Annotated in this window: 26 protein-coding genes; 8 read left to right on the forward strand and 18 right to left on the reverse strand. The window is 64.6% G+C overall.

Annotated features, from left to right (window positions below; genetic code table 11):
• The first annotated feature begins 29 nt into the window (after positions 1-29).
• Positions 30-536 (forward strand): hypothetical protein, encoded by a 507-nt coding sequence (locus tag MXF70_RS13710; protein ID WP_248516227.1) that lies wholly within the window; start codon positions 30-32, stop codon positions 534-536.
• A 38-nt stretch (positions 537-574) separates the two neighbouring features.
• On the opposite strand, the gene MXF70_RS13715 is transcribed toward MXF70_RS13710, so the two are convergent.
• The 4 genes from MXF70_RS13715 to MXF70_RS13730 form a co-directional block, all read right to left on the reverse strand.
• Positions 575-1,705: a Gfo/Idh/MocA family protein gene (locus MXF70_RS13715; RefSeq protein ID WP_248516228.1), complete on the reverse strand. Its 1,131-nt coding sequence runs from the start codon at positions 1,703-1,705 to the stop codon at positions 575-577.
• A gap of 82 nt (positions 1,706-1,787) precedes the next feature.
• Positions 1,788-2,579: a hypothetical protein gene (locus MXF70_RS13720; RefSeq protein ID WP_248516229.1), complete on the reverse strand. Its 792-nt coding sequence runs from the start codon at positions 2,577-2,579 to the stop codon at positions 1,788-1,790.
• Entirely contained in the window at positions 2,576-3,754 is a 1,179-nt protein-coding gene (locus MXF70_RS13725; RefSeq protein WP_248516230.1) for a DUF7350 domain-containing protein, read from the reverse strand. Before MXF70_RS13725 ends, MXF70_RS13720 begins: the two co-directional genes overlap by 4 nt.
• Positions 3,751-5,070: a DUF7405 family protein gene (locus tag MXF70_RS13730; RefSeq protein ID WP_248516231.1), complete on the reverse strand. Its 1,320-nt coding sequence runs from the start codon at positions 5,068-5,070 to the stop codon at positions 3,751-3,753. Before MXF70_RS13730 ends, MXF70_RS13725 begins: the two co-directional genes overlap by 4 nt.
• Before the next feature lie 91 nt (positions 5,071-5,161).
• Here MXF70_RS13730 and MXF70_RS13735 point away from each other — a divergent pair, with 91 nt between their 5' ends.
• Complete coding sequence (locus MXF70_RS13735; RefSeq protein ID WP_248516232.1) at positions 5,162-5,380, forward strand: hypothetical protein; 219 nt, start codon at positions 5,162-5,164, stop codon at positions 5,378-5,380.
• A gap of 652 nt (positions 5,381-6,032) precedes the next feature.
• Here the strand turns inward: MXF70_RS13735 and MXF70_RS13740 are convergent.
• Entirely contained in the window at positions 6,033-6,401 is a 369-nt protein-coding gene (locus MXF70_RS13740) for a DUF5615 family PIN-like protein (RefSeq protein ID WP_248516233.1), read from the reverse strand.
• The gene (locus MXF70_RS13745) at positions 6,398-6,673 is read right to left on the reverse strand and encodes a DUF433 domain-containing protein (RefSeq protein WP_248516234.1); all 276 of its coding nucleotides are present in this window, start codon (positions 6,671-6,673) and stop codon (positions 6,398-6,400) included. The genes MXF70_RS13740 and MXF70_RS13745 overlap by 4 nt, the downstream gene beginning before the upstream one ends.
• Positions 6,674-7,103: 430 nt before the next feature.
• Here MXF70_RS13745 and MXF70_RS13750 point away from each other — a divergent pair, with 430 nt between their 5' ends.
• Positions 7,104-8,222 carry an MFS transporter gene (locus MXF70_RS13750; protein ID WP_375140849.1) on the forward strand — a complete coding sequence of 373 codons (1,119 nt, stop codon included), beginning with the start codon at positions 7,104-7,106 and terminating at the stop codon, positions 8,220-8,222.
• Positions 8,223-8,270: 48 nt separating this feature from the next.
• On the opposite strand, the gene MXF70_RS13755 is transcribed toward MXF70_RS13750, so the two are convergent.
• The 3 genes from MXF70_RS13755 to MXF70_RS13765 all read right to left on the reverse strand — a co-directional run bounded on the left by MXF70_RS13755 (position 8,271) and on the right by MXF70_RS13765 (position 9,862).
• The gene (locus MXF70_RS13755) at positions 8,271-8,648 is read right to left on the reverse strand and encodes a hypothetical protein (RefSeq protein ID WP_248516236.1); all 378 of its coding nucleotides are present in this window, start codon (positions 8,646-8,648) and stop codon (positions 8,271-8,273) included.
• A 258-nt stretch (positions 8,649-8,906) separates the two neighbouring features.
• Entirely contained in the window at positions 8,907-9,368 is a 462-nt protein-coding gene (locus MXF70_RS13760) for a hypothetical protein (protein ID WP_248516237.1), read from the reverse strand.
• Between the two features lie 272 nt (positions 9,369-9,640).
• Entirely contained in the window at positions 9,641-9,862 is a 222-nt protein-coding gene (locus MXF70_RS13765; protein WP_248516238.1) for a hypothetical protein, read from the reverse strand.
• A gap of 170 nt (positions 9,863-10,032) precedes the next feature.
• Between MXF70_RS13765 and MXF70_RS13770 the strand changes: the two genes are divergently transcribed.
• Positions 10,033-11,202: an inorganic phosphate transporter gene (locus tag MXF70_RS13770; protein WP_248516239.1), complete on the forward strand. Its 1,170-nt coding sequence runs from the start codon at positions 10,033-10,035 to the stop codon at positions 11,200-11,202.
• A gap of 45 nt (positions 11,203-11,247) precedes the next feature.
• Positions 11,248-11,667 carry a universal stress protein gene (locus MXF70_RS13775; protein WP_248516240.1) on the forward strand — a complete coding sequence of 140 codons (420 nt, stop codon included), beginning with the start codon at positions 11,248-11,250 and terminating at the stop codon, positions 11,665-11,667.
• Positions 11,668-11,770: 103 nt separating this feature from the next.
• On the opposite strand, the gene MXF70_RS13780 is transcribed toward MXF70_RS13775, so the two are convergent.
• The 4 genes from MXF70_RS13780 to MXF70_RS13795 all read right to left on the reverse strand — a co-directional run bounded on the left by MXF70_RS13780 (position 11,771) and on the right by MXF70_RS13795 (position 13,755).
• Positions 11,771-12,076, reverse strand: coding sequence for a DUF7130 family rubredoxin-like protein (locus MXF70_RS13780; RefSeq protein WP_248516241.1), 306 nt, complete (start codon positions 12,074-12,076; stop codon positions 11,771-11,773).
• 88 nt (positions 12,077-12,164) lie between these two features.
• The gene (locus tag MXF70_RS13785) at positions 12,165-12,875 is read right to left on the reverse strand and encodes a DUF2238 domain-containing protein (RefSeq protein ID WP_248516242.1); all 711 of its coding nucleotides are present in this window, start codon (positions 12,873-12,875) and stop codon (positions 12,165-12,167) included.
• A gap of 118 nt (positions 12,876-12,993) precedes the next feature.
• Positions 12,994-13,422 (reverse strand): DUF2391 family protein, encoded by a 429-nt coding sequence (locus MXF70_RS13790; RefSeq protein WP_248516243.1) that lies wholly within the window; start codon positions 13,420-13,422, stop codon positions 12,994-12,996.
• Between the two features lie 153 nt (positions 13,423-13,575).
• Positions 13,576-13,755, reverse strand: coding sequence for a DUF5786 family protein (locus MXF70_RS13795; RefSeq protein ID WP_248516244.1), 180 nt, complete (start codon positions 13,753-13,755; stop codon positions 13,576-13,578).
• A gap of 154 nt (positions 13,756-13,909) precedes the next feature.
• On the opposite strand from MXF70_RS13795, the gene MXF70_RS13800 reads away from it, so the two are divergent.
• The gene (locus MXF70_RS13800) at positions 13,910-14,266 is read left to right on the forward strand and encodes a HesB/IscA family protein (protein WP_248516245.1); all 357 of its coding nucleotides are present in this window, start codon (positions 13,910-13,912) and stop codon (positions 14,264-14,266) included.
• Positions 14,267-14,414: 148 nt separating this feature from the next.
• Here the strand turns inward: MXF70_RS13800 and MXF70_RS13805 are convergent, their stop codons facing one another.
• Together MXF70_RS13805 and MXF70_RS13810 are read right to left on the reverse strand one after the other, a co-directional pair.
• Positions 14,415-16,580, reverse strand: a complete 2,166-nt coding sequence (locus MXF70_RS13805; RefSeq protein ID WP_248516246.1) for a type II secretion system F family protein — start codon at positions 16,578-16,580, stop codon at positions 14,415-14,417.
• A 1-nt stretch (position 16,581) separates the two neighbouring features.
• Positions 16,582-18,441 carry a type II/IV secretion system ATPase subunit gene (locus MXF70_RS13810; RefSeq protein WP_248516247.1) on the reverse strand — a complete coding sequence of 620 codons (1,860 nt, stop codon included), beginning with the start codon at positions 18,439-18,441 and terminating at the stop codon, positions 16,582-16,584.
• A 290-nt stretch (positions 18,442-18,731) separates the two neighbouring features.
• Here MXF70_RS13810 and MXF70_RS13815 point away from each other — a divergent pair, with 290 nt between their 5' ends.
• On the forward strand, positions 18,732-19,205 hold the full coding sequence (locus MXF70_RS13815) for a DUF5793 family protein (protein ID WP_248516248.1): 474 nt from the start codon (positions 18,732-18,734) through the stop codon (positions 19,203-19,205).
• A 152-nt stretch (positions 19,206-19,357) separates the two neighbouring features.
• Here the strand turns inward: MXF70_RS13815 and MXF70_RS13820 are convergent, their stop codons facing one another.
• A complete protein-coding gene (locus tag MXF70_RS13820; RefSeq protein ID WP_248516249.1) occupies positions 19,358-19,906 on the reverse strand; it encodes a DUF7504 family protein in 549 nt (182 codons plus the stop codon).
• 189 nt (positions 19,907-20,095) lie between these two features.
• On the opposite strand from MXF70_RS13820, the gene MXF70_RS13825 reads away from it, so the two are divergent.
• Complete coding sequence (locus MXF70_RS13825) at positions 20,096-21,541, forward strand: phosphohexomutase domain-containing protein (protein ID WP_248516250.1); 1,446 nt, start codon at positions 20,096-20,098, stop codon at positions 21,539-21,541.
• Positions 21,542-21,562: 21 nt separating this feature from the next.
• On the opposite strand, the gene MXF70_RS13830 is transcribed toward MXF70_RS13825, so the two are convergent.
• Entirely contained in the window at positions 21,563-21,769 is a 207-nt protein-coding gene (locus tag MXF70_RS13830; protein ID WP_248516251.1) for a hypothetical protein, read from the reverse strand.
• Positions 21,770-21,842: 73 nt separating this feature from the next.
• On the reverse strand, positions 21,843-22,985 hold the full coding sequence (locus tag MXF70_RS13835) for a pyridoxal phosphate-dependent aminotransferase (protein ID WP_248516252.1): 1,143 nt from the start codon (positions 22,983-22,985) through the stop codon (positions 21,843-21,845).
• Between the last annotated feature and the right edge of the window lie 27 nt (positions 22,986-23,012).

Genomic DNA, 23,012 nt, shown 5'->3' on the forward strand with positions numbered 1-23,012 from the left:
TCGCCACTACCCTAGTGCGGGTGGTCCCCATGGAATTCCACAGTCACGACTGGCAAGCACTCGCTACGACGATGGTCGGCGGCGGGCTCATCGCCGGGCTCGTGATGGGCGTGATCCTCCAGGCCGGCAACGGGATCATCGCGACGATCGGGTCGGTCTCTGGCAGCTCGTCGATGTTAATAGGCTGGATCGTCCACCTCCTGCTCTCCGTCGTCTTCGCTGCCGGATTCCTCGTCGTCCTCGCCTCGAAACCCATCGAAGTAGCCTTCGACACCCCGACCGATACCCTCTTGCTCGGCCTCATCTACGGGGCGCTGCTGGGGTCGGTCACCTGGGGGTTCGTCATCCCGGTCTCCGTCGGGTTCGAGAGCGCGTTCCCACTGGATTTCAGCCCGAAGGCGACCTCCGTCGCTCGCTTCAGCATCGTGCTCGGGTTGGGACACCTGACCTACGGCCTCGTCCTCAGCGCGATCGTCATCTACCGTCACCGACCGATGCCGCTGTTCGCGGACGAGGAGGACGGGATCGAGGGGTAGCCAGAGGAGGGAGCGATCGAGGGGTAGCCAGAAACGAGCTACTGGACCTCGACCCAGGCACCACGCTCGTCGCTCGCCTGGATCGCGTCGAGCACCCGCTGGACGGCGAGCCCGTCCTGCACCGTCGCGACGTTGCTGGCCGCGAGCGCGTCCGTCGTTCCAGTCGCTGCCGCCGACAGGAACTCGTAGTTCTCGTGGACGAACGTGTGCTCCCAGCCGAGCACGTGTCCCGGTGGCCACCAGGCGTCGACGTAGGGGTCGGACTCGTCGGTGACGAGGACCGTTTCGAAGCCACGGTGGTTCGCGCGCATGACCTCGAGCTCGTTGAGTCGCTCGAGCGAGAAGGAGAGCGCGCCGTCGCTCCCCTCGATCTCGATCGTATGGTCGTTCTTGTGGCCCGTCGCCATCCGCGTGGCCTCGATCGTCCCCATGACGCCGTCGGCGAACTCCAGCTGGGCACTGAACGCGTCGTCGACGGTGACGGGGCGGGTCTCCTCGCCGTCCGCAGTCGGCCGTTCCTCGACGAACGTCTCGCAGTGCCCGCTCAGACGTTCGATCGGCCCGGCCTGCTCGCCGACGAGGAACTGAAGGAGGTCGATCGTGTGCGCGCCCAGGTCGCCCAGCGCACCGCTGCCGGCCAGCTCCTCGTCGTTTCGCCACGACCACGCGGCCTCCGGATCGACGAGCCAGTCCTGGAGGTATCGCCCGCGGACGTGCCGGATCTCACCGATCTCACCGTTCTCGATCAGTCGCTTCGCGTACTGAATTGCCGGAATGAAGCGGTAGTTGAACGCGGTGCCGGCGGGCACGCCCGCGTCGTCTGCTGCGGCGGCGATCTCCTCGGCTTCGGGCAGCGTCCTGGCGAGTGGCTTCTCACAGAGGACCGGCGTCCCGGCCTCCAGGGCCGCGATCGTCGGCTCGGCGTGGACGTGGTTCGGCCCGAGGTTGTAGAACACGTCGACCTCGTCGACGACGGCAGACCAGTCAGTCGCGGTGCGGTCGAACCCGAGCCGATCGGCAGCCTCTGCGAGCGCCTCCTCGTTTCGGCCCACCAGCACGTCACGGTTCGTCGCCGGCGCGTCCGGGAAGAACATCGGAAGCCGATCGAGCGCGTTCGAGTGGGCCTTGCCCATGAAGCGGTATCCGAGGATACCGACGTCGAGTGTCATGGATTCGAGTTCGTCGTCCCGCGTCTTAGTGGTTCCCGAGGTGGCAAGCTGGCGGCCGTCGGTTCCACCCTCGCGTGGCCACTCAATCAGCGAGCCTTGAACGCCGTCGCGAGACGTATCCGACGCAGAGCAATAGCCCGACTGCGGCGACACCGGTCGCGATGCCGAACCCGGGGAGTGAATCGTCCCCCTGGCTGTCGCTACCGTCATCTGCGACGCTCCGGTTAGTCTCCGCTGCAGTGGTGACGTCGACCGATCCGTCACCGGCAGTGCCCGGTTCGTACGCGGGGTCGATCTGCTCCCCACCCCCCGAAATCGCGATCGTCGTCTCGTCCCCGAAGCTCTGCATCCGATAGTCGTTACCGTAGAGATTCGCGCTGGTTTCGGCCACGACGACGCCCGCGTCTGCGGCCGGCGCGTCGTCTCGAATCTCGATCGTCACGGTCGCCACCACGCCAGTGCCGGTGACGCCGTTCTCGGCGTCCGTTCGCTCGTGCTGGACCCGAATCGCGCCGTCGCCGACGCGCTCGACCGTCTGGCCGACGGCACCACCGTCCCGAGCGAGCCAGGGCCCGACTTCGACGTCGGTCGTTGGCTCGCCGACCGCCGGCGGGACTGCGATGACGAACTCGTAGGCGTCGATTCCCTCGTCTGCGTAGCCGCCGTCGCTGCTGAGGTGGACGTCGACGGTCACGGTATCGCCAGGTTCGGCTGCGTGCTCGTCGTCGCCGAACTCGAACTGAGCGACCGCGTCACCGGCGAGTGCGGGCCCGGCAATCAGGCCGACGCCGACGATACCGACCAGCCCAACGACGGCCAGTGCGAGCCGCCGGCCGAGTATAGCCCGGGCACTGGTCGGGTCGATCACAGTCACCACTCTCCGAGCGTGACGTCGACCGAGGCCATCTCGAGGAACGCCGTCTCGTATCCCTGGTGGCGAGCGACGCCCGGTGGCGCCGGCATCTCGATCGTGAGATCGTCGCCCGGCTGGAGCGCGGCGATGGAGGCGCCGTAGTGAAAGCCTGCCCCGTCGTCGATCGCCGTCTGGAGGGCACGATCCTCGGCAACCACGGTACCATCCCGTGAGATCGTCACCGCGGGGGCCATCCCCGGAAGTGGGAAGCGGTTGTACGGCGTCCGCGGCGAGACCAGAAGGTACGGCTCCCCGTCCCCGAGGTAGTCATCGGCCACTGCGATCGCGACGTTGGCGTCGTCGCTCCGTGGAGGATCGTACGTTCCTGTCCCCGTCTGATCGCCCTGGAGCGTCCCCGGGAGATCGGCCGGCAGCGGAACCCTCCCCGCGGACCCCATCGGCTCGATCGCGCCGGGGACGCCGCGATCGGATTCGTCGACGTAGCTGATCCGGTCAGTGAGCGCGTCGCGCAACGACTGGTCGTAGGTGAACGAAAACGTCGCGGAACCGCTGTTGTCGAAGCGACCCGCAAACGACCCGGTCTGGCGGTGCGCCGGCGGCGGCATCGTGACTGTCACCTCGTACTCCCCGTCGCCGTCCAGCCCGACGTTGTCGCCAGCGTGGAGTCCCATCTGCTGGGAGAGCATCTGCCATGGGTTGCGATCGTCGACGACGGATCCAGCCGATTCGATCGTGGTCCGGAGCGCCCCGCCGGCGGGGATCGTCTGCCCAGTCTCGGCGTCTCGAACGGCGACCATCAGGTGGACGTCCGCGTCGTCGCCGATCTCGACCGACTCGAGGGTCTGTCCGGTAACGAGCCAGAACGGATGCGCGTAGGACACCATCGCCGAAAACTCGTAGGGGCCATCGGTCACGGTGCCCAGCGGTTCGACGCCCTCGCGGTGGCTGGGGACGTATACCACGTCCGGCGGATTCTCGACCGTCGGCAGCGAGTCGGTGGCGTCGCCGCCGTCACCGCCCATTCCGCGAATGTCGGTGCAGCCCGCCAGCGCCGCGAGCCCCGCCGCTCCTGCACCAGCGAGCCCACCGAGAATCGCGCGCCTGGACGGCGACGAATCGGCTTCCAGGGTCGTACTGTCCGACTGCTCGTCGAGTGGCTGGGAATCGTCCATCATGGGTTCGGCGTGGGTAGTGATCGGTGGGCACGCGGGGGGACGAGGTAGTTCCCGCGACGAAGCACCGAGAGGTACTGTAAAATTCCGTTGTTCTGTCGAACGCTCACCGCGCCGTTCTCGGCGAGCTCCTCCCCTGCCATCGCGCGTCGGACCCGCTCGAACGTCGAAATCTCGTCCTGCAGCGCGAGGAAGTGGACGCCCGGGAGGTTGCCAGCGACGGTCGTGTTGAAATCGCGACGGAGCAGCGGTGGGACCCCGTCCTCGCGTTCGCGAGCCGCCTTCTGGGCGTGTCCCACGACGCCGGGGTCCCGTGCGTCGGTGGCAGTGTCGTCGACGGCGTCCATGATGCCGGTGGACGTCCCGAGCTTCTCGCCAAACTCACCGACCCGATCCTCGTCGGCATGGACGTGACTGAACAGCTTGCTCACGCGCTCGTGGTGGCTGTCCTGATCGAACCAGGTGTTGATCTGGACCCTGAGCGTCTCGACGTGCTGGGTCGTCCCACCGGCGAAGGCACCGCCCTCGATTTCGACGTACTCCTCGGTCGCCTGGCTCTCCTGAAAGCCCGATCGGTAGCCCATCCAAAAGGGCGCTCCCTCGGCGATATCGTGATCTGGCATCCCCTCGACCTCGCCCTCGTCCTGTTTCTGTGCGGGGAGCCCAGGGCCGACGAATCCCGTCCGGCGGTCGTCCGGCTCCCCCGCACGCTCCAGAACGCCGTCGAACGACGTAGCCATCTCGTGACCGTTCAGCGTCTCGCGGTTGCCGAGGAGGGCCTCCTCCGCAGCGAGTACGACCGCCGGATCGTCGCTCGCGAGATGAACGGTCAGGTCGTGCGTGTCGAACGCGATCGTCTCCGAATTCTCGAGATACGTCACCGGGCCGGGATCGGGCAAGTCGACGTCGTCGGGCAGTTTCTCGTCGAAACGATCGAAGTAGGCAGGCGTGTAGCCGACCGTGAACAGGAGACCGTCTGGCTGGAGCGCGATCGCTCGTTCGAGCTCCCGCAACGCCTCCTCGACGGTCTCGCGATCCGAATCGCCGGGGGTACCATCGGCCACGAGCGAGAAATCAGCGAGCACGTGGTGGGCCGGCGGACGCACGTTCCCGTCCTGATCGCGCTCGAGCACGTCGTTCCAGGCGTGCTGGCGAGCGGGTCGGTCGTCGAGGGAGCCACCCGCCGGCGCATCGATCCGTTCGGTACCGCCACCATCCGACTCGCCGAGACAGGCCGAGAGGCCGGCCGCCCCGCCGACCGCCACCGCGGCCTGGAGGAACTTGCGGCGGGACACGTCGTCCCGATCCGGGAGGGTCATCGGCGGCGACTAGCCCTGCAAGGGCCAATACGACTTCGGTCTCGAACCCACAGGCACCCCGCTTATCATGGGTCCGTCCGTCGTAGCGTACATGCACCGTCGTCGGTTCGTCCAACTCGGACTCGGCGCGTTTCTCCTCGCCGCCGCTGGGTTCGTCGTCAGCGGCCTCTCCAGACTCGTCGTCTCGCGGGAGACCGCAATGTTGCTCGGGGCGCCGCTGCTGCTGGGGGGCGCGCTGCTCGCGGTCGCCGCGTTCGTCCTGGCCGTGCTCGCAAAAACTGGCGTTCTGAAACTCGACGGCGCCACGTGATCGCGTCGGCGCCTGCTCGATTTTGCACCACCGGGAGTCACAACGCCTTAGCGTGTGCCCATCGTACCGTATCGAGCGTACCGTAGTCCCCGCCCGAGACGCCACACGGCCGCGATGACTGGCGGAGAACCCCGGTACGCGACACCGACGGGGCGCGACGGATCGCCCCCGCCCGGCACGAGGGTTAGCCGGCTGACCGTGGCACGCCGCCTGGGATGAGGCTGGTCGTTAGTGTTCCGGGCGTACATTTTGAACATGCGACGACTTCAGTAACGAGCGGAGCAAACACCCCATGGACTGGACGCTTCATCTCGCGAAATCGCAGGGGTAGGATTGTTCAATGCGGCCACTGTAGTGACCGCCGAGATTTTGTGAGACTCGACTTTCCACCGCGCTTCGTTCCTCTCCAGATCGCCACGGGTGGGGCTCCGGAAGGGGCCGACCGGTCGGCGATCGTAACGACGCAAGCACCGCAGGGAGGGAGCGAAGCGACCGACTGAGGAGCGCAGCGAGTTAGGATCGCCGAGCGTGAGGGGGCTTCCGTAGGCGGTTGCGGTCGGACCGCCGTCCGTTTCGTCCATGCTCTTCGGAATCACCCGCTCACGCCACCATCAACTTTCACCACTGCTATCTACAGGCGGGCATCGATCGCTCAGTCGTGGAACCAGTCGTACCACTCGTCGAGATCGACGAACTCGTTCTCGATCGCCGTCGCTCCGTACTGAGTGAACACTTCGTCCACCGTCCTAGCGAGCCCTTCGGGGTCGGCGTCCGGGAGCTTCTGATCGTAGTAGACTAGTATTCCGGCGTGTTCGTGAGATTCGTCGAGGGGCTCGAAATCCTTCGCGTTATTCGTAACGAGGACGACGCTCTCCTCGCCACACCACCGGAGTAATTTGGCATCGTCCGTGTGTTCTCCGAACTCGTCTTTGGCCTGTACGACCTCGTATCCCCGTTCGCGGAGCAGCCGCTCCAGGATCCGGCCGACGTGTTCGTCCAGAAGCAGCCGCGTCTCCGTCACTGAACGGTCTCTTTGGGCTTCAGGGAAGACTCCCCAATTCGCTCGGACGCCGCTTCGTTCGCCTGCTCGATCTCGCGCATCTCTTCGATGTGATCGTAATAGTAGGCGAGCGACTCGTAAACGGATGCGAGCGGAACGTCGAGCTGATCAGCAGCGTACGCGGGTGATTGGCCAGCATCGACTACCCGTGCGGCGACGTGTCGGACCCCGATTCTGGTCCCGTCGATTCGGGGTTCCCCTCCAAGCACGTTCTCGTCACGGGTGATCGTCATGGACGTACGTAGGGCCGGCTTCGGTTATACGTCTTTGGCGTCAATCTCAATTTGAAAGCGGCATTGAACCTGCTCGAAGATTCCCCACCTTCGGCGAGCTCGCGGGATCATTCAGTCAGATCCACCTCCACCGACCTACTAGTAGATTCTCGCTCGGTAGTGTTCAGGAACACATTTCTGACGCGGAATCGGCAACCGTCCAGCCCGCCGTAAATGCCACCGTTCGTGGCGCTCCAGCGACCAACGGCCTGGACTCTGGAGTATTACGAAACCAGATTGTGGTATTAACGAAACTTTGTTACATTCTACATGCTGACATCTGTCAGTTGCCGTGGCACCTCTATACCCGTCCCAGCGGCCTGTACGAGGGCCGATTCTCAAATATTATCTCTACAAGGCCACCAAAGCCGTCGAGTTCTACCGGCCGATCATGTACCTCTTCTTCCTGGCACAGGGACTCACCTTCACACAGATTGCGATACTCGAAGCGATCTACAATCTCACGACGCTGTTCGGCGAGATTCCGACCGGCTACGTCGGGGATCGCGTCGGTCGGCGAAACAGTTTGCTCATCGGTACCGCAATCATCTCCGTCACACTGCTCGGGATCGGCCTCGCCGAGTCGTTTCTGACGCTGGCGATCCTCTACGTCTGCTGGTCCGCCGGGTACAATTTTCGATCCGGAAGTGAGGACGCGTGGCTCTACGACACGCTCACGGACGACCTCTCCGAAGACGAGTTCGCTCACGTACGGGGCCGTGGCGAATCTGCGTCGCTCGCGGTCGGCGTCGGCGCGGCGATCGTCGGCGGCTACCTTGGGAGCATCGATCTCTCGTACCCGTGGTTCGTCGCAGCCGCCGTCACCGGGCTCGGTGCAGTGGTCCTACTCACGCTCGGGGAATCGGAGACCTACGAGAACTCCGAGGCGGACCAACTGAGCTTCCGTGAAACAGTACGCATCGCCACAGAGGCACTGTCGAAACGGAATCTCCGCGCGTTCATCCTCTACTACTACGTCCTCTACGCGGCGGTGACGTATCTCGTGTTCGTGTTCCTCCAGCCGATCTTCGAGACGGTCGTCGTCGATCTCGGAGCGGCTCCGGGGCAGGTCGAATCGCTGCTGGGCTGGTTCTACGGAGCCTACAGCCTGGTTGGAGCGGTTCTGACCTACTACACCGGTGCGATCAAAGAGTACGTCGGCGTCAGGACCTGGTTTCTCGTTCTCCCGTTCGTCGTCGGCGCGGCGTTGATCGGGATGTACGTCGTTCCACTCCTCGCGCTGCCGACGTTTCTCGTCGCTCGGGGGCTCTCCGACGTTACGCGGTCGTTCGCAGGGCAGTACGTCAACAATCAGATCGAGACGCTGGGCCGAGCAACTGTGCTGAGCTCGATGGCGATGGTCAGCGGGCTGGCAGTGGTTCCGTTTCAGCTCGGGAGCGGCGTGGTATCGGATTTTGCCTCACCGTTGTTCGCACTCGCAGTCGGTGGTGTCGTCCTCATCGTCGGTTCAGGCGGAATTCTCGTCTGGGAGTCGCCAATCGCCGAGTAATCCCTTCTAATTTCGAGGGGCAAATCATCCATCAGTCTCGCCGTTGCGTCACTGGTTTCTGTGTGGAGTGGACTGTCGATACCCCTCACGCGCTTCAGCAACCACAATTAGCGCTATCGAGATTCCCACGGTGCCCCAGATGACGGTCGCCTCTGTCCCACTGACTTCCTCGGTAAATACAGTCGCAAGCACGATCGAGACGAGCGTGACAACACCCATTCGAGAGGATCTGGATACTGATCGATCGATTGAGAGCAGATATAGTTGTGGGGCGATGGCACCAAAGGATAGTATCAGCATGAATGCAACGACAGTTGCCCACTGGCCTGGCAACCCTACCGCTGCCTCAACTATACCAAGGACAGCGAGGCTGCCCACTCCCGCCAGCAGAGCGGCGACGATGATCGTATTCTCAGATGCGTTCATACTGACAGGACTCGCCCTGAATTGATAAATATCGGGGAGGAACTACTGTCACTACTGCCGCCTCTTTCTGTATCCGCCAGAACGTGCTGCCACGGTGAGCGCATAGTACAGTTCAGATATAGACCGGGTGAACGGTCTCAGCCACTCACGAAGCCAGCCGTATCACTCGTCGAGTTCGGCCGTTCACCTCCGAACGATACGTCTGCGCTCGGCTATCCAGCAGAATGTTTCACACGACCTATTCCCGGTGAGGCGTATTCAAATATTGTCGAATTCGAACACGGGGCGATTCGTCTCCTCGTCGTGATAGATTCGAATAAATATCTCGTAGTGGCCCCGGTCTTCTGAAGGAATATAGTGGAAATGACGCCATCGATCGGGTCCCGTTCCCGGGAGTGTAGCATACACGGTATACGTGTCGAGAGTGGCAACGTCTTCGAAACGACGAACTGTGTAACCGTCTTCGTCACCGTCCTGTTCGGGCGCGATCTCGACGACGTGCTGGGCTGCATTCGTGGTGCTATAGACCACCGCTTCAGACGCCTCGTCCTTGCTGGGGTCAACGAGCTTGACTTCGATTTTCTGCGGAGTCGGGGTGTAGTTGGTAATCGTGAGATTCAGCGGAAGATCGTTCGAGCTGGACGATTCCTGACAACCCGCAAGCGCGGTGGCTATCCCGCTGCCACCGAGGAGGAGGGCTTCACGACGGGTTTGTTTCATACTGAAACCAGATCAGTTCTATCGACAAAGGTGTTTTCAGGGTTGAGAGAACGCAGCTGTTGAATACAGCGTGTCCATCGTTCCACTCCACCGTGGGTAGTAGTTCCCGACCAGTAGTGGTCCGGGCAATTATCCGTATCAGTGCAGCAATTCACTACACGCACCGACGACCTCGTCGACGATGACCTCGGTACTCCGCCCTGCAGCGACGTGGTATCCACGGATCATACGAAAGATACACCCGAGACCCACAGGCGGTTCGCACTCACACATCACGCGTCGGAGTCCTGCCACCAGCCGAAACCGTACTCCAGGCCACCCAGCACGAACCCCATCGTGAGCGCAGACACCACCGGAAGCTCGCCACTCAACGCAACGCCGACGACGAAAACGCCGGTTGCTGCGGCTACGGCGAGCAGTGCTGCGTAGCGTCCACGGGAGAGGCCCCTCGCCCACTCGTCGCTACGCGCGTAGAGACGTTTCACAGCACCCATTGGGAGAACCCACAGGCGGCCACGAGAAATTCGTTGGGAATCTCACCGGAGTGGGATCGGGCGACGCAGGTGAGACCAACGAGTGGGGAGTTCGAGATCGTCGTTCGAGGTTTGGCGGCCGAGGTTCGGAGTTCGGTACGCTGAATAGGCCCCACGCGGATTGCCGGACCATGGATATCACTGCGATTCTCCTCGTTGGAATCGCGGCTTCGCTGTTCGTCGGGTTCAACATCGGCGGATCGTCCACCGGAATCGCGTGGGGGCCCGCGGTCGGTGCTGGCGTGCTCTCGAAGACGGCTGCAGCGGGGCTGATGACGTTCTTCGTCTTCCTCGGCGGCTGGACCGTCGGGCGAAACGTGATGGATACGCTCTCGGGCGATATCGTCGCCACGTCGATTTCGCTGGAGGCCGGTGCTGCGGTGCTCTTCTTCATCGGGCTCGGGATCCTCGTCGCGAACGTCTTCGGCGTCCCGGTGCCGACGTCGATGACGACGGTGGGATCGATCGCCGGGCTCGGACTGGCGAATGGAACGCTCAACTTCGACACGATCGGCTACATCGTCGCCTGGTGGATCGTGACGCCAGTCATCGGATTCTGGGTCGGTGCGGTCATCGGTCGGTACGTCTATCCAGGATTGAACCGCCGGTTCGAGATCAAAACCACCGACGGGCAGTTGCTCGAACTCGATCGGAGCGGTCTCGTTCCGACGCCCACGTACGGCCCGAACACGACCGGACGGGAACTGATCACGACGGCGGTCGTCCTCGTCATCGGCTGCTATATGGCGTTCAGTGCGGGCGCGAGCAACGTTCCGAACGCGGTCGCACCGCTGGTCAGCAGCGGTGCCCTCGGCGAGAACTCTGGAATCCTGATCGCCACTGTCGCGATCAGCGCGGGCGGCTTCACGATCGCCCGCCGAACGATGGAGTCCGTCGGAACGGAACTGAGCGACATTCCCCTGCTCGCAGCGCTGGTGGTCATGTCGACCGCCGCGACGATCACGACCGCGCTTTCCTATATCGGCATCCCGATCAGCCTCGTCATGGCGATGGTCATGACGATCGTCGGGCTCGGCTGGGGACGCGCCACCCGCCCGATCGCTGCGAGGGACGTCGTCCGCGGCCACGTGGACACTGAGATCTCGACGGGCGCCATCACCGCAGACGCCGATGCGCCAGTCGGGAGCATCGGAAGCGCGGAGTCGCCCGAAGTGCTGCAGGCCGGGAACCTGTTCAACCCCCGTGCAATTCTGAAGTACATCTCGATGTGGATCATCGGCCCCTCGATGGCGCTGGCGCTCTCCTACTCCTTCTTCGTCGGCGCGGACCTCGTCGTGTAACCAGCCAGCAGTGGGCTTATTCCGCCCGTTAACGTACCCATTAGTATGGTTTCACGAGTGTTGGTGCCGATGGACGATTCGGAGATGGCAGCGCACGCGCTGGAGTACGCGATCGAGACGCACCCCGACGCGGCGATCACGGTGTTGCACGTCGTGGGTGAACCGTCGTCGATGATGGGCCGCGCGACCGCCCTCGCACTCTCCGACGATCCCGAGGAGACGGGTCGGGAGTTCGCCGAAAACGTGCTACAGACCGCCCGAGAGATCGCCGAGGAGCACGGGATCTCGATCGACACCAAAGTGACGATGGGCCACCCAATACGGGCAGTCCTGAACGCCGCGGATGAGTACGACGCGATCGTCGTCGGGAGCCACAGCGGCTCGCTGGCCGATCGGTTGATCGTCGGGAACGTCGCCGAGACGATCGTTCGGCAGTCGCCGGTGCCAGTGACCGTCGTCAGGTGAGCCGGTTCGGGAGAGAGAAGAGAAAGGTTCTAGGAACAGGAGGTTCGGAGAACGGTTGAACGAAAGACGCTGGCAGTGTCAGTTCGTTCCCTTAGCCAGCCGGTCAGTCTTCCCGGGCCTCGGCGATGGCCTCCCGTGGCGCACCGCAGTTGGGGCAGTTCTCCGGCAGTCCGTCCTCGATTTCGCCCATCTCGCCACACTCCGTGCACTCCCACATCAGGTACCCCTCGCCGAAACCCTGGCCGGGGACTTCCTCGGAAGCTGGGTCGGAGCTATCACCCGACGGCGTCTCGACCTCGAACCCATCGTCCGTGTATCCGCTGACCCGCCCCAGTAGCTCGCCGTCGTCGTCGAACACTCGTTGCCCTGGCTCGATCGAGTCCGCAGCGGAACTGTCTGGGCGTTCCATCGCCGTGTCTTTCGGCGGTCGAACACTTCAACGTCGGTGCCGCGTCGTTGCCAGTCCCTCACCAGAACGGATGAATTGGACCGTCGAACTACTCACGTCGCCTCGACGGGTGCTGGCGTTCCAGCCAGACGGTAATCACAGTGACGGCGACGAAACTCGAAACGACGATCGCAGTGAGTACCGTTCCGGCGAAAACTGGATCGCGTTCCACGATTGGCACGAACAGCCGCAGGTCGAGCGCGATCACGAGCAGTGCGCCGAGCGCGTCGAATACGAGATCGAGAGCCGTGTCGCGGAGTCCGTAGTACTCCAGCACGGGGTCTATGTCGCGTTGCTCACCGATCTCGCGCGCCACGAGTTCGGCGAACTCCCAGACGATCCCGAGAGCGAGCGTACAGAGCACCGTTCCAGCAACGGACACGATCGCACCGTCACCGAGCACGGCGAGCCGTGGCTCCGTGACGAGTAAAATTGCGTAGACGAGGGCTGCCAGCAGCGTCGCAGACAGCGTGTGCGTGAGGTGATCCCACCACCAGACGGTGTCGTAGGGGCCGAACATGCCGATCGTGTGGAGGAAGGCCGCGCCGGCAATCCAGACCGACAGCTGCGGTGCTGCGGTCACCGTCGGAGCGCTCGACCCATCGAGCAGGGGCACGAGGACGCTCGGCGCGATCGCGAGTAGCGTGGCGACGACGGCGTTGGTGAGCGCCGGAAGATTTCCAAGCCAGAGCGCAGCGATCACCGTGCCGAGAAGGCAGGCGATGAGGCCAACGTAGACCAGTGCGAGCGGCGGTACCATCGTCGTGAGGTCAGTCTACTCCACGGAGCGGGAACGGTTAATGATGGGTGTCGGTCGCCGAGGGTCCCTCGGCGGATTGTGGACAGGTCTGCCGCGGATCGCAGACGAATAGAGGTCCTCAAAAGACCGAGTCCGCGGTTGCAGCGCCGACGACGCTGAAGATCGCCCCAACGCCGACGGCTTTCACCGTGACGACCGCCTGGTCTGCGGTCGAGTGTCCGGCGAGGAACGTTCCCGGAGCGTCGAAGACGAGCGCGAGCAGGGCCACCGCGCCGTAGGAGACGATCATGAGCGAGACGAATCGGATCGGGACGCCCGCGACGTCGGGATCGTCGTCGCTGTCCCTGTCGGTGGCTTCATAGAGCGCGGCGTAACCGATCGAGAACACGATCGCGACGGTCGCGAGCGCCTGAAAGACGTTCATACTCTCCGCGAGCGTCCAGACCTCCTCGGTCACGACGAACGGTCCAGCGAGGAGAAAACCGCCGACTACCTGCTGGGCAGAGTCGGCGATCCGAAAGCGGCGTCGTGGTCGAAACCGCGCCATGCGTCGAATCGGTGCCCCAGCGTACAAAATGCCACCGTCCTGGGTCCACGGATACGAGCTGGCACAGAGCCATCCGGTGGCCAGAGCTGTATGGAGCTGCTTCTCCGTGACTTGAAAAACGAAACCGCCAGAAGACCGCGATCGCCGCGTCCGCTACTCCTCGTCGTCCTCGCCCATCTCCGAGAGACGATCGACGAGTTCGCTCGTCGATCGACCGTTCTCGAAGGAGAGCTCTCCATCGTGGTCGTGTTCGTGAACGGAGACGCCCTTGTCGTCGTCGGTGTCGTGATCCCGATCCGACTGCTCCGACTCGTCGTAGCTACCAAAACCCATACCGTCAATTGATAGCGCTATCGGAAAGGTCGTCCGGTTCCACGTTCGGGAGAGCAACACCATCGGAGCCCAAAGATGGATCACCGCAGGCGCCTCCCGGTTCGAATCCACCGGCTGCGTCAACGTTATCCCACCCGACGCGCAATATGGGGGTATGAGCACGGACGCCGCAACCGGGGGTCGCGTCGACGTCACCGACGACGCGGTCGACCAGGCCCTCTCTCTGCTGGAATCCGAGGAGATGGACGCGACGGAGTCGGGACTCCGCCTGTTCGTCCAGCAAGGGGGTTGCGCCGGCCTCTCCTACGGCATGCGATTCGAACAGGAACCGGACGAGGACGACGAGATCACCGAACACGACGGACTTCGCGTGTTCGTCGACCCGGCGTCGCTGGACTACCTCGAAGGAAGCGTGCTGGATTTCGAGGAGGGCCTGCAGGCAGAAGGGTTCCACGTCGAGAATCCGAACGTCGTCAGCGAGTGTGGCTGCGGCGAGAGTTTCCGGACGTAGATAGCCTTCAGACCGCACACCCGCACACGTTTCGCCGACTGCTGCACCGACGCTGTTTCTGATGAGAAACACTGTGACCCGATAGTGGTAGCGACGCTATTCTACTGCGGCAGCCAGAAACGACGACAGTTCCGTGACGGCGACGCCCTCAGATCACCAGGAACGCGAGGTAGGCGACGGACATGAGGATCGCGGCGTGTTTCGCGCCGTCGCGAATGTCACCGGAGCTCATCTGCCCGGCAACGATTCCGGACAACAGCGCCTGCAAGAGCGCAGTGTGGAAGAAGAGGACGGTGTACGCTTCGGTGTCGATGGTCCCCAGACCCTCGAGTGCGCCCAGCTGCGGTGCGGGCGACGGCTGGCCCGGGTTCTCGGCACCGGGCGTGATCGCCGCGTCGGGCAGGTTCGGGATCAACACTGCGTCCAGCGCGCCGATGATCACGAGGAACACGAAGAAGGAGATGTACACGACGACCACGTAGGAGAGCATCTCCTGCTTGCGCTGGCGCTTGAGTCGGCGGTCGGCCTTCGCCTGTGCGGCGGCGATCCGGAGCACGCGCGAAACGTCGCCGCTCGCGCTCATCGCGTTGGTGATCAGCGCGACGACGCGGGAGACCGTTCGCGTGCGCACCCGTCGTTCGAACCGTTTGAGCGCCGTTTCGATGTCCGATCCCCACTGGATGTCCGACCAGAGACGGTCGACCTCCGGGCCGAGTGCGCCGAGATCGCTCGCTCGCACGCGGTCGATCGAGTCCACCATCGAGAGCCCGGCCTCGTTGACGCTCGCGATGCGGTCGAGGAAGTCCGGGACGGCAGCTTCGATCGTCTCGATCCGGCGCCGATGGATCTCGAACACCATCGCGAAGGTCGCCACGACGAACAGCGTCGCCTGGACGAACATGTCGTCGACGACGTCGACGGTGAGCTCGCCGGCGTTTGTGAGCCGGAAGAGAGTCCCGAACACCGCGAGCGGAACGGTGACGTACAGCAGGGCGATGGGTCGCCGGACGACCGTGCGAACCGGGGCGCCGACGCGGTTGCGGAGCCACTCGATGCGCCGGTGAATCGCCAGCCGTTCGAGATTGGCACGGCCGCGGTCGCCATCGTTGGCGTAGCCGCCGTCCGTTCGGGGCTCGTCGGTCACTGCACCGACTGACGCTTCCGAGTCGCCGGTTGCTCTGCGGATATCGTGGAGGCCGGTCGCGACGGGAGGCAGCGATTCCATGCGCTCGCCGCGCCCGAACCGAGCCGTGACCGTGTCGAGATAGAGGATGAAGCCGAGGTTTCCGATCGGCAGCAGGAAGTAGACGAACACCCGCAGCGGCGTGATCGTGTCCGCACCGGCGATGCCGATGATGACGAGAATCGTGATGAGAAAGAGCGGCCCGGCGACGAACACCGTCACGTAGGCCTCGGCGAGCGTCGAGATGAGGTTCAGGAGCTGCTCTTGTTGTGCCTCGGCCTCCTCCTGAAAGTCGGCGTACTGATCCTCGAGAAAGCCAGCGAGGTTCCGGCCACTCTGCAGGACGGAAGCGAGGTTCTCGGAGAACTCCCGGAACTGTTCGCTGGGAGTCCGACGTCCCATTCGCTGGATCGACGTGATCATGTCCCGACCGAAAAGATCCATCTGCCGTACCGCGACGTCGACCTCCGCGGCCGTCGCCCCGTAGATGCGGCGGTGGGCCGCCATGATCGAGAGCACCTTCTTGAACGACATTCCCGATCGGGAGAGCGCGTACATGAACGCGATCGCGTGAGGCATCGTCGCCTCGATCGATCGCATCCGGACCGCCGCGACGTGGCCGGGCCACCACCAGCGGAGCCAGTAGGTCAGGAGGCCGGCGAGGAGCCCGAACGTCAGGCCGCTCGCCAGCATCACGGTTAGCAGCTCTGTCGGGGTCAGCGTGCCGAGCCCGGCGAAATTCGAGAGCGCTTCCAGCGCAGTGGGGAGGATTTCGCGTGCACGCTCCTGGTCGATCGCGAGCACCTTCAGCACGCCCCAGACGACGTACAGCCCGAGAATTCCACCCACAAGTGCGCCGACCATCGAGTAGAGGATCGTCGTCGCGGCGTAGGTTCGGTACGTCGTCGGGAACTGCGCGGCCCGGAGCCGGTGCCGGCGACTGTTTTTCTTGCGCTCACTTCGGTCCACGTACCCGCCGAACGTGACGACGGAGAGCCGGCGGAGCACGCGGTCGATGCTATCGACGCCGATGGCGAGCACGATCGGAAGCAAAAGGAGCGCCGCGAGCGCGAGTGGGACGAACGGTCGGAGTGCGATCAGGGGTGCGAACGAAGCGGCCGTTGCAGCCATGTTACTCGCCAATTGCGGAGCCAGAGTCGGCTCCTGCAATCCGATCCATGACGGCGTCCTTGTCGGCGTAGTACTCGTTGACGAGCGCGGTGAACTGGCGGTAGTCCGTCACGTCGTTGTCCCGGAGATACTCGAGGAACCGCTGTCGGTCGCGGCGTTCGGTGAGAAACTCGCTCTGGGTCCAGCCGCGGTCCTCCCGGATTTCCCCCATCACGGCGCTCCCACTGCCGCCGAAGCTGTCGTCGTCGGCGTCCCAGCGATAGGCGGTCGAGTAGTCGAGTTCGCCGGTGCGTTGGTCGATGCCTTCGATCTCCGCGATCGTCTTGTTGCGGCGGACGCGTTCGTCCTCGAACCTCGTGAGGGTCTGCACGCAGAGCACGTCGAGGGACTGCACCATCGAGCGTGGCACGTTGATCGGCTCGTTCTCGAGCCGGTTGATCACCGTCTGCACGCTGTCGGCGTGCATCGTCGAGTACGTCGTGTGGCCGGTGTTCATCGCCTGGAAGAGCGTGATCGCCTCCTCGCCGCGGACCTCGCCGACGATGATGTACTCGGGCCGGTGGCGGAGCGCGGAGCGGAGGAGGTCGTACATCTCGATGTCGGTGCCCTCGTGAAGGCGCTCGCGCGTGACGTTCGAGAGCCAGTTGTCGTGATAGAGGGTGAGCTCCCGGGTGTCCTCGATCGTGAGCACCTTCGATCGGGGCGGGATGAACATCGAGATTGCGTTCATCGAGGTCGTCTTCCCCGAAGCAGTGCCGCCCGCGAAAATCAGGGACTTGTTGTGCTCGATGACGAGCCAGAGATAGGCCATCTGCTCGACGCTGAACGTGCCGTAGTTCAACAGGTCGATCGGCGTGAAGGGGTCCTCTGCGTACTTCCGGATCGTGAACGCGGATCCCCGCGGGGTCACCTCCTCGCCCAGCGCCATCTCGACGCGGGAGCCATCCGGCAGCGTGGTCTGGACCATCGGATCGCCGATGGAGATGTGTCGGCCGGACTGTTGGGCCAGTCGGACCACGAAGTTGTCGAGTTCCTCCTTCGCGAAGCTCACGCTGGTCTCGACGTCGGTGTACTCGTCGTGGTAGACGAAGATCGGGAGGTCGTAGCCGTCACAGGAGATGTCCTCGATGTGGGGATCGTGCAGGATCGGGTCGATCTTGCCGTACCCCCTGAACGCCCGGTAGACGTAGTAGAGGAGCTTGTGAAACGCGCCGACGTCGAGATCCGCGCCGTACTGCTCGAGTTGCTCCCGGAGTTCGTCCCGGAGAACCGTCTCGGCATCGTTGTCGACGTCGACGGTCGTCCGGTAGATCAGCGGGTCGCGCACGTCTTCGATGGCCTTCTCGAGGAGTGCGAACTCGTCGTCAGTCAGCTCCGGCTCCACGACCTCGTAGCGGTACTCGTTCGCTCGATCGTCGTAGTTGATCGAGATAAACGCGAAGGGCGCGTTCACCCAGTAGCGTTCGATCTCTTCGTAGCCGTCTAGCCCCTCGAATGAAACCAGCGGGCCGTCCTCGGTCGGATTGTACTCGTCGGTCGGAATCGTCGATCCCTGCAGTAGCTGGCCGGCTCGGACGAACTGCCGGCGAACGTAGGCGAACTTCGATTGGAAGTCACCTGATGCGCCCGGATCGTCCCCGTCGCCGTTCCTCGCGTCCCCGTGCGTAGTAACGTCGCCACGGTGCGCGACGTCGTCCCGATCGGTCGGGATCGGGCCGTCACCGTCAGACCGGCTGCCGGGTTCGGAGCTGGCGCCATGCTCGCCGCTATCGGCAGCGCCGGTGCTGTCGGCGGGATCGGCACCGGCGTCCTCGCCGTTCGTATCCTCGGACGTGGGCTCTGGGTCGGGTGTTCCGGCCATGCGAGATATCGACGGGAACCGTCGTCTGCCTGAGTATGTCAGTGATCGGCCTTAAGTTGGGTGGCCGCACCGCTCCGACAGACTGCGATTCTGGTCGTTGGTCTCTGCACGTAGGTCCGCGGACGCGTTCGCGCCAGAGTAGTGTGAACCAGTGTCGCGGGACTGCTGAGAGTCACAACAGTTTGTGACGCTCGGCGGCCGACGCGGCCGGAAACGCGCCCTATTCAGGCGAGAAAACTGCCTCCGGGCGTTACGTTCAAGCCACGTGGCCCACTATCGTAGAGTAGGGAATGCGACGCGACTACTTCAGCCTGGACGTCGAGAACGTCGATTGGGTCGAGGGCGACGGCGATCCCGCGAAGCCCGGCGTCGCAATCGACTTCGAGGGGCCTGCTTCCTCTCTCGAGGAGCGGTTCTCAGACGGCGACGGCAAACTGCTGGACGCCCAGCAGACGGACGTCGCTTTTCGGCTGCAGGACGACCTCGACGCCGAGGACGCGACCGGCGTCGTTAGCGTCACGAACCGGATCACTGGCGACTTCGTGCTCGAACTCAACCAGGACGCAGACGACGTCCTCCAGTTTATCCGCGCAGCACGTCGGTACGGCGAGCAGATCGCCGACGACGACGGCGGCTACGACGTCCGCGTGCTCATCGACGGTGAGCCGTTCCTCGAGTACGAAAAGCGGACCTTCCTCGTCTACAACGACGCCGGGAATCTCCTGCGCAAACACAGTCTGATCCCCTCCGGGGTCGAGCTGTAAAGGCGGTCCAACGTCCCCCACGCCGAAGAGAGTAGGGAGAAATTGAGAGAGAGTAGGGAGAAATTTATTCCGGCCGGGTGGCCAGTACTCTGAAACCGCCCTCCCGTTGCGATACCGCTCCGTCTCAGCGAAGCCGACAGTGCCCACTCCACCTATGCAACCGTGACCGTCTCGTCGAAGAGCTGCGAGATCGTCCGCCGCGTCTCCTCGTCGTGGGCCGACCGGTCGAACGTCGCGATCAGGGCGCCGTCGGAGGCCTTCACTCGCCCGCCGAGGACGTGCAGGAAGCGGAAGGTGGCGGGCAGCGTCGTCGCAGCGAGCAGCGGCGTCGTCGAATCCAGCCCGACGACCACGTGATCGTACCGGTGTGAGAGTCGTTCCACGAGATCCGAGGTGGCGACGCCGACCGCAGAGAGCGACTCCGGCCCCACGACCGAGTCCGTCTCGGCGACGCCGGACGGCGCCGAGTCCGTTGGCGAGGCGTCCACGACCCCGATCGCCTCCGGAGCGACGCCGCGCCGACGGAGGCCGGTAACGAGCTCGTCGGCGTCACTTGTCGCGACGAGCAAGACCGCGGTCTCGAGATCGACGTGACCGAGCGCGTCGAGCAATCGTCGGCGGCAGTCGGAGTTGCCGGTGGCGGAGAGGAGGGCGCTGGCTCCCTCGGCGAGAGAGGAGACGTCCGGAGAACGGTCGTCCATGTTAACTGTATAACAGATTGTGTGGCTGCTCCCCCGATAAGGCTGCGGGACATATCGCGTTCTTGCCGGGGTTTCAACGGTCGTCGAAGCCTGGTTCGCGGTCTGGGCGATGTGCGTTGATCGGTCGAGTGGGCACGACGCCTCGTCCGATCGCCCCAAGCTAAGTGGTCGTGCCCGAAAGAATCGGACATGACGCTGTTCGGCACCGCGGGAATCCGCGGTGACGTGCGAGACGCCGTGGATCCGGAACTAGCGATGGCCGTCGGTCGCGCCGCTGCCCGCCACGCCGCAGAGCAATCCGGCGACGATCCGTCGGGCAACGGCCAGTTCGGCGAGGAGCTGTCCGCCGACGGCAGGACGTCGCCGTCGTTCGCGCTCGGAATCGACGGCCGAACCACGGGTGATGGCCTCGCTGCCGCGGCAGCAGCCGGGCTGGCGAGCGGCGGCGCGGACGTCGATCGAGTGGGTCGCCTGCCGACGCCAGCGCTGGCCCACGCGAGCCGTGGCCGACGCGGCATGATGATCACCGCGAGCCACAACCCGCCGACGGACAACGGGATCAAGCTATTCGACGACGGCGTCGAGTACGACAGCGAGGCGGAGAGCGACGTGGAGCGAATCGTCGCCGCGGAGACCTCCCCTGCCGACTGGGACGAGTGGGGCGGCATCCGTGAGGGAGAGACGCTCGAAGCGTACCGCGAGGCAGTCTGTGCGTACCTCGAGGAGACGTTCCCCGAAGCCGTCGGCGCACTCGCCGGGCAGCGCGTCGCGGTCGACTGCGGAAACGGCGTCGCGGGGCTCGCCACCCCGCAGATTCTTCGGTCACTGGGCGCGGAGCCGGTCGCTCTCAACGCGAACGTCGACGGATCCTTCCCCGCCCGCGAGAGCAAACCGACCCCCGAGTCCCTCACGGCGCTGCGCCGATTCGTCGAGGGCGACGACGAGCTACGGATCGGGATCGGCCACGACGGCGACGGCGACCGCCTCGCTGTCGTCGGTCCCGACGGAGAGATCGTCCACGAGGACACCGTCCTCGCCGTGATCGCGGAGCGCTACGTCCGGAAGGCCGACGCCGTGGATCCGGTCGTCGTCACGACGCCGAACGCCTCGGGCCGGATCGACGAGCGCGTCGCTGCCGCGGGCGGTCGGACCGAGCGGGTCGCGCTCGGCGTCCTCCACGAGGGCATCGCTCGCGAGCGCGCGGCCGGCAGCGTGGACACCGAGGTCGTCTTCGCAGCCGAGCCCTGGAAGCACGTCCATCCGGCCTTCGGCGGGTGGATCGACGCGATCGTCTCCGCTGGACTGATCGCCGCGCTGTCCGCCGAGGCCGGCGGAATCGAACGGCTGACGGCCGACGTCGTGGAGCGGCCATACCGAAAGGAGAGCGTCGCCTGCCCGGACGACGCGAAGACCGCTGTGATGGCGGAGATCGAAACCGAGCTTCCAGCCCAGTTCTCCGCAACGGACGTCGACACGGAGTACGGCGTTCGCGTCGAGCTCGAGGGCGGCGGTTGGGTGCTCGTGCGGCCCAGTGGAACCGAGCCCTACATCCGAATCTACGCGGAGCACGCGGACGTGGATGCGGTGGTCGACACGGCGTGGTCGGTCGTGGAGGATGCGGTCGAGGCGGAGTAAACGACGCGTCGGTCGTAGAGATTACTCCTCGACCGCGGCCCGATAGGTCACCGCGCCGGAGAGAAGCGAGATCACGATGCCCGCACCGGCGCCGATCGTCAGCCCGGTCGCGATATCACCGTTCATTGCCGTCGCCATCACTACTCCCCACCCGGCACCGACGCCGACGCCAATTCCGATGCCGGCACCGATCGCTCGCGAGCGTCGTTGGTCCTCGGATTTGGCCATATCTGTGCGTCCGCGTCCGCTGAAAAAGGTCTGGCGACGGTGCCCGGTCCCGCGCTGGGGTGGCGATCCGCGCTTACAGGCAGCCAGCGTCGTCGAGTCGCTCGACTGCCTCCTCCAGTCGGTCGAGGCTCGCCGCGTACGAGATTCGCGCGTAGCCGGGCGTGCCGAAGGCGCTCCCGGGAACCATCGCGACGTGGGCCTCCTCGATTGCCTCCTCACACCAGGCCTGATCGTCTTCGTCGACGGGCAGCATCATGTAGAAGGCGCCGTCGGGTTCGGGGACCTCGACGCCGCGCTCGGCGAAGGCCTCGATCAGGAAGTCCCGCCGCTCCTCGAAGGCGTCGGCCATCTCCTGAATCTCGTCCTCGACCTCCTCCAATGCGGTGACGCCGGCGTGCTGGACGAAGTTCGTTGCGCAGGTCACCGAGTGGCTGTGGAGCTTGCCGGACTGTTCGACCAGATCCTCGGAGGCTGCGTAGTAGCCCAGCCGCCAGCCCGTCATCGAGTAGGCTTTCGAGAAGCCGTTGACGGTGATGGTTCGGTCGGCCATGCCATCGAGCGTACCGAGCGAGGTCGCCTCCGTGCCGTAGGTGATCTCCTTGTAAATCTCGTCGGAGACGACGGTGACGTCGTGTTCGACGGCGAGATCGCGGACGGCCTCCAGCGCGGCGTCGGAGAAGACGGCGCCGGTGGGGTTCGACGGGGAGTTGACGACGAGGAGTTCCGTGTCGTCGTCGACGGCCGCGCCGAGGTCGTCGAGCCCGGGCTCGAGCTGGAAGTCGTACTGCGCGAGGTCGACGCGGGTCGGCTCCGCGCCGGCGAGCTTCGCCATCGCCTCGTAGGAGACCCACGCCGGATCCAACAGGACGACCTCGTCGCCGTCGTCGAGCAGCGTCTGGAAGATCTCGTAGAGCGACTGCTTCCCTCCGGGGGTGACCACGATCTCCTCGGGAGCGTAGTCCAGACCGTCGTCGGAGAGCTTGTCGGCGATCGCCTCCCGGAGTGCCGGGATACCGTTCGAGGGCGTGTAGCCGGTGTGGCCGGCGTCCATCGCATCCTTTCCGGCCTCGACGATCGGCGCCGGCGTCGGGAAGTCCGGCTCGCCAACGCTCAGGTCGACGACGTCGACGCCGTCGGCCTCGAGCTGTGAAGCGAGGTTCGAGACAGCCACCGTCGCACTCGGTTCAACGCGCTCGACGCGTGCCGCGAAGTCCATATAGCGCGGTCCGGACGGGACGGTCTT

This window comes from Salinarchaeum laminariae (assembly GCF_023204835.1).
Taxonomy (GTDB): Archaea; Halobacteriota; Halobacteria; order Halobacteriales; family Salinarchaeaceae; genus Salinarchaeum; species Salinarchaeum laminariae.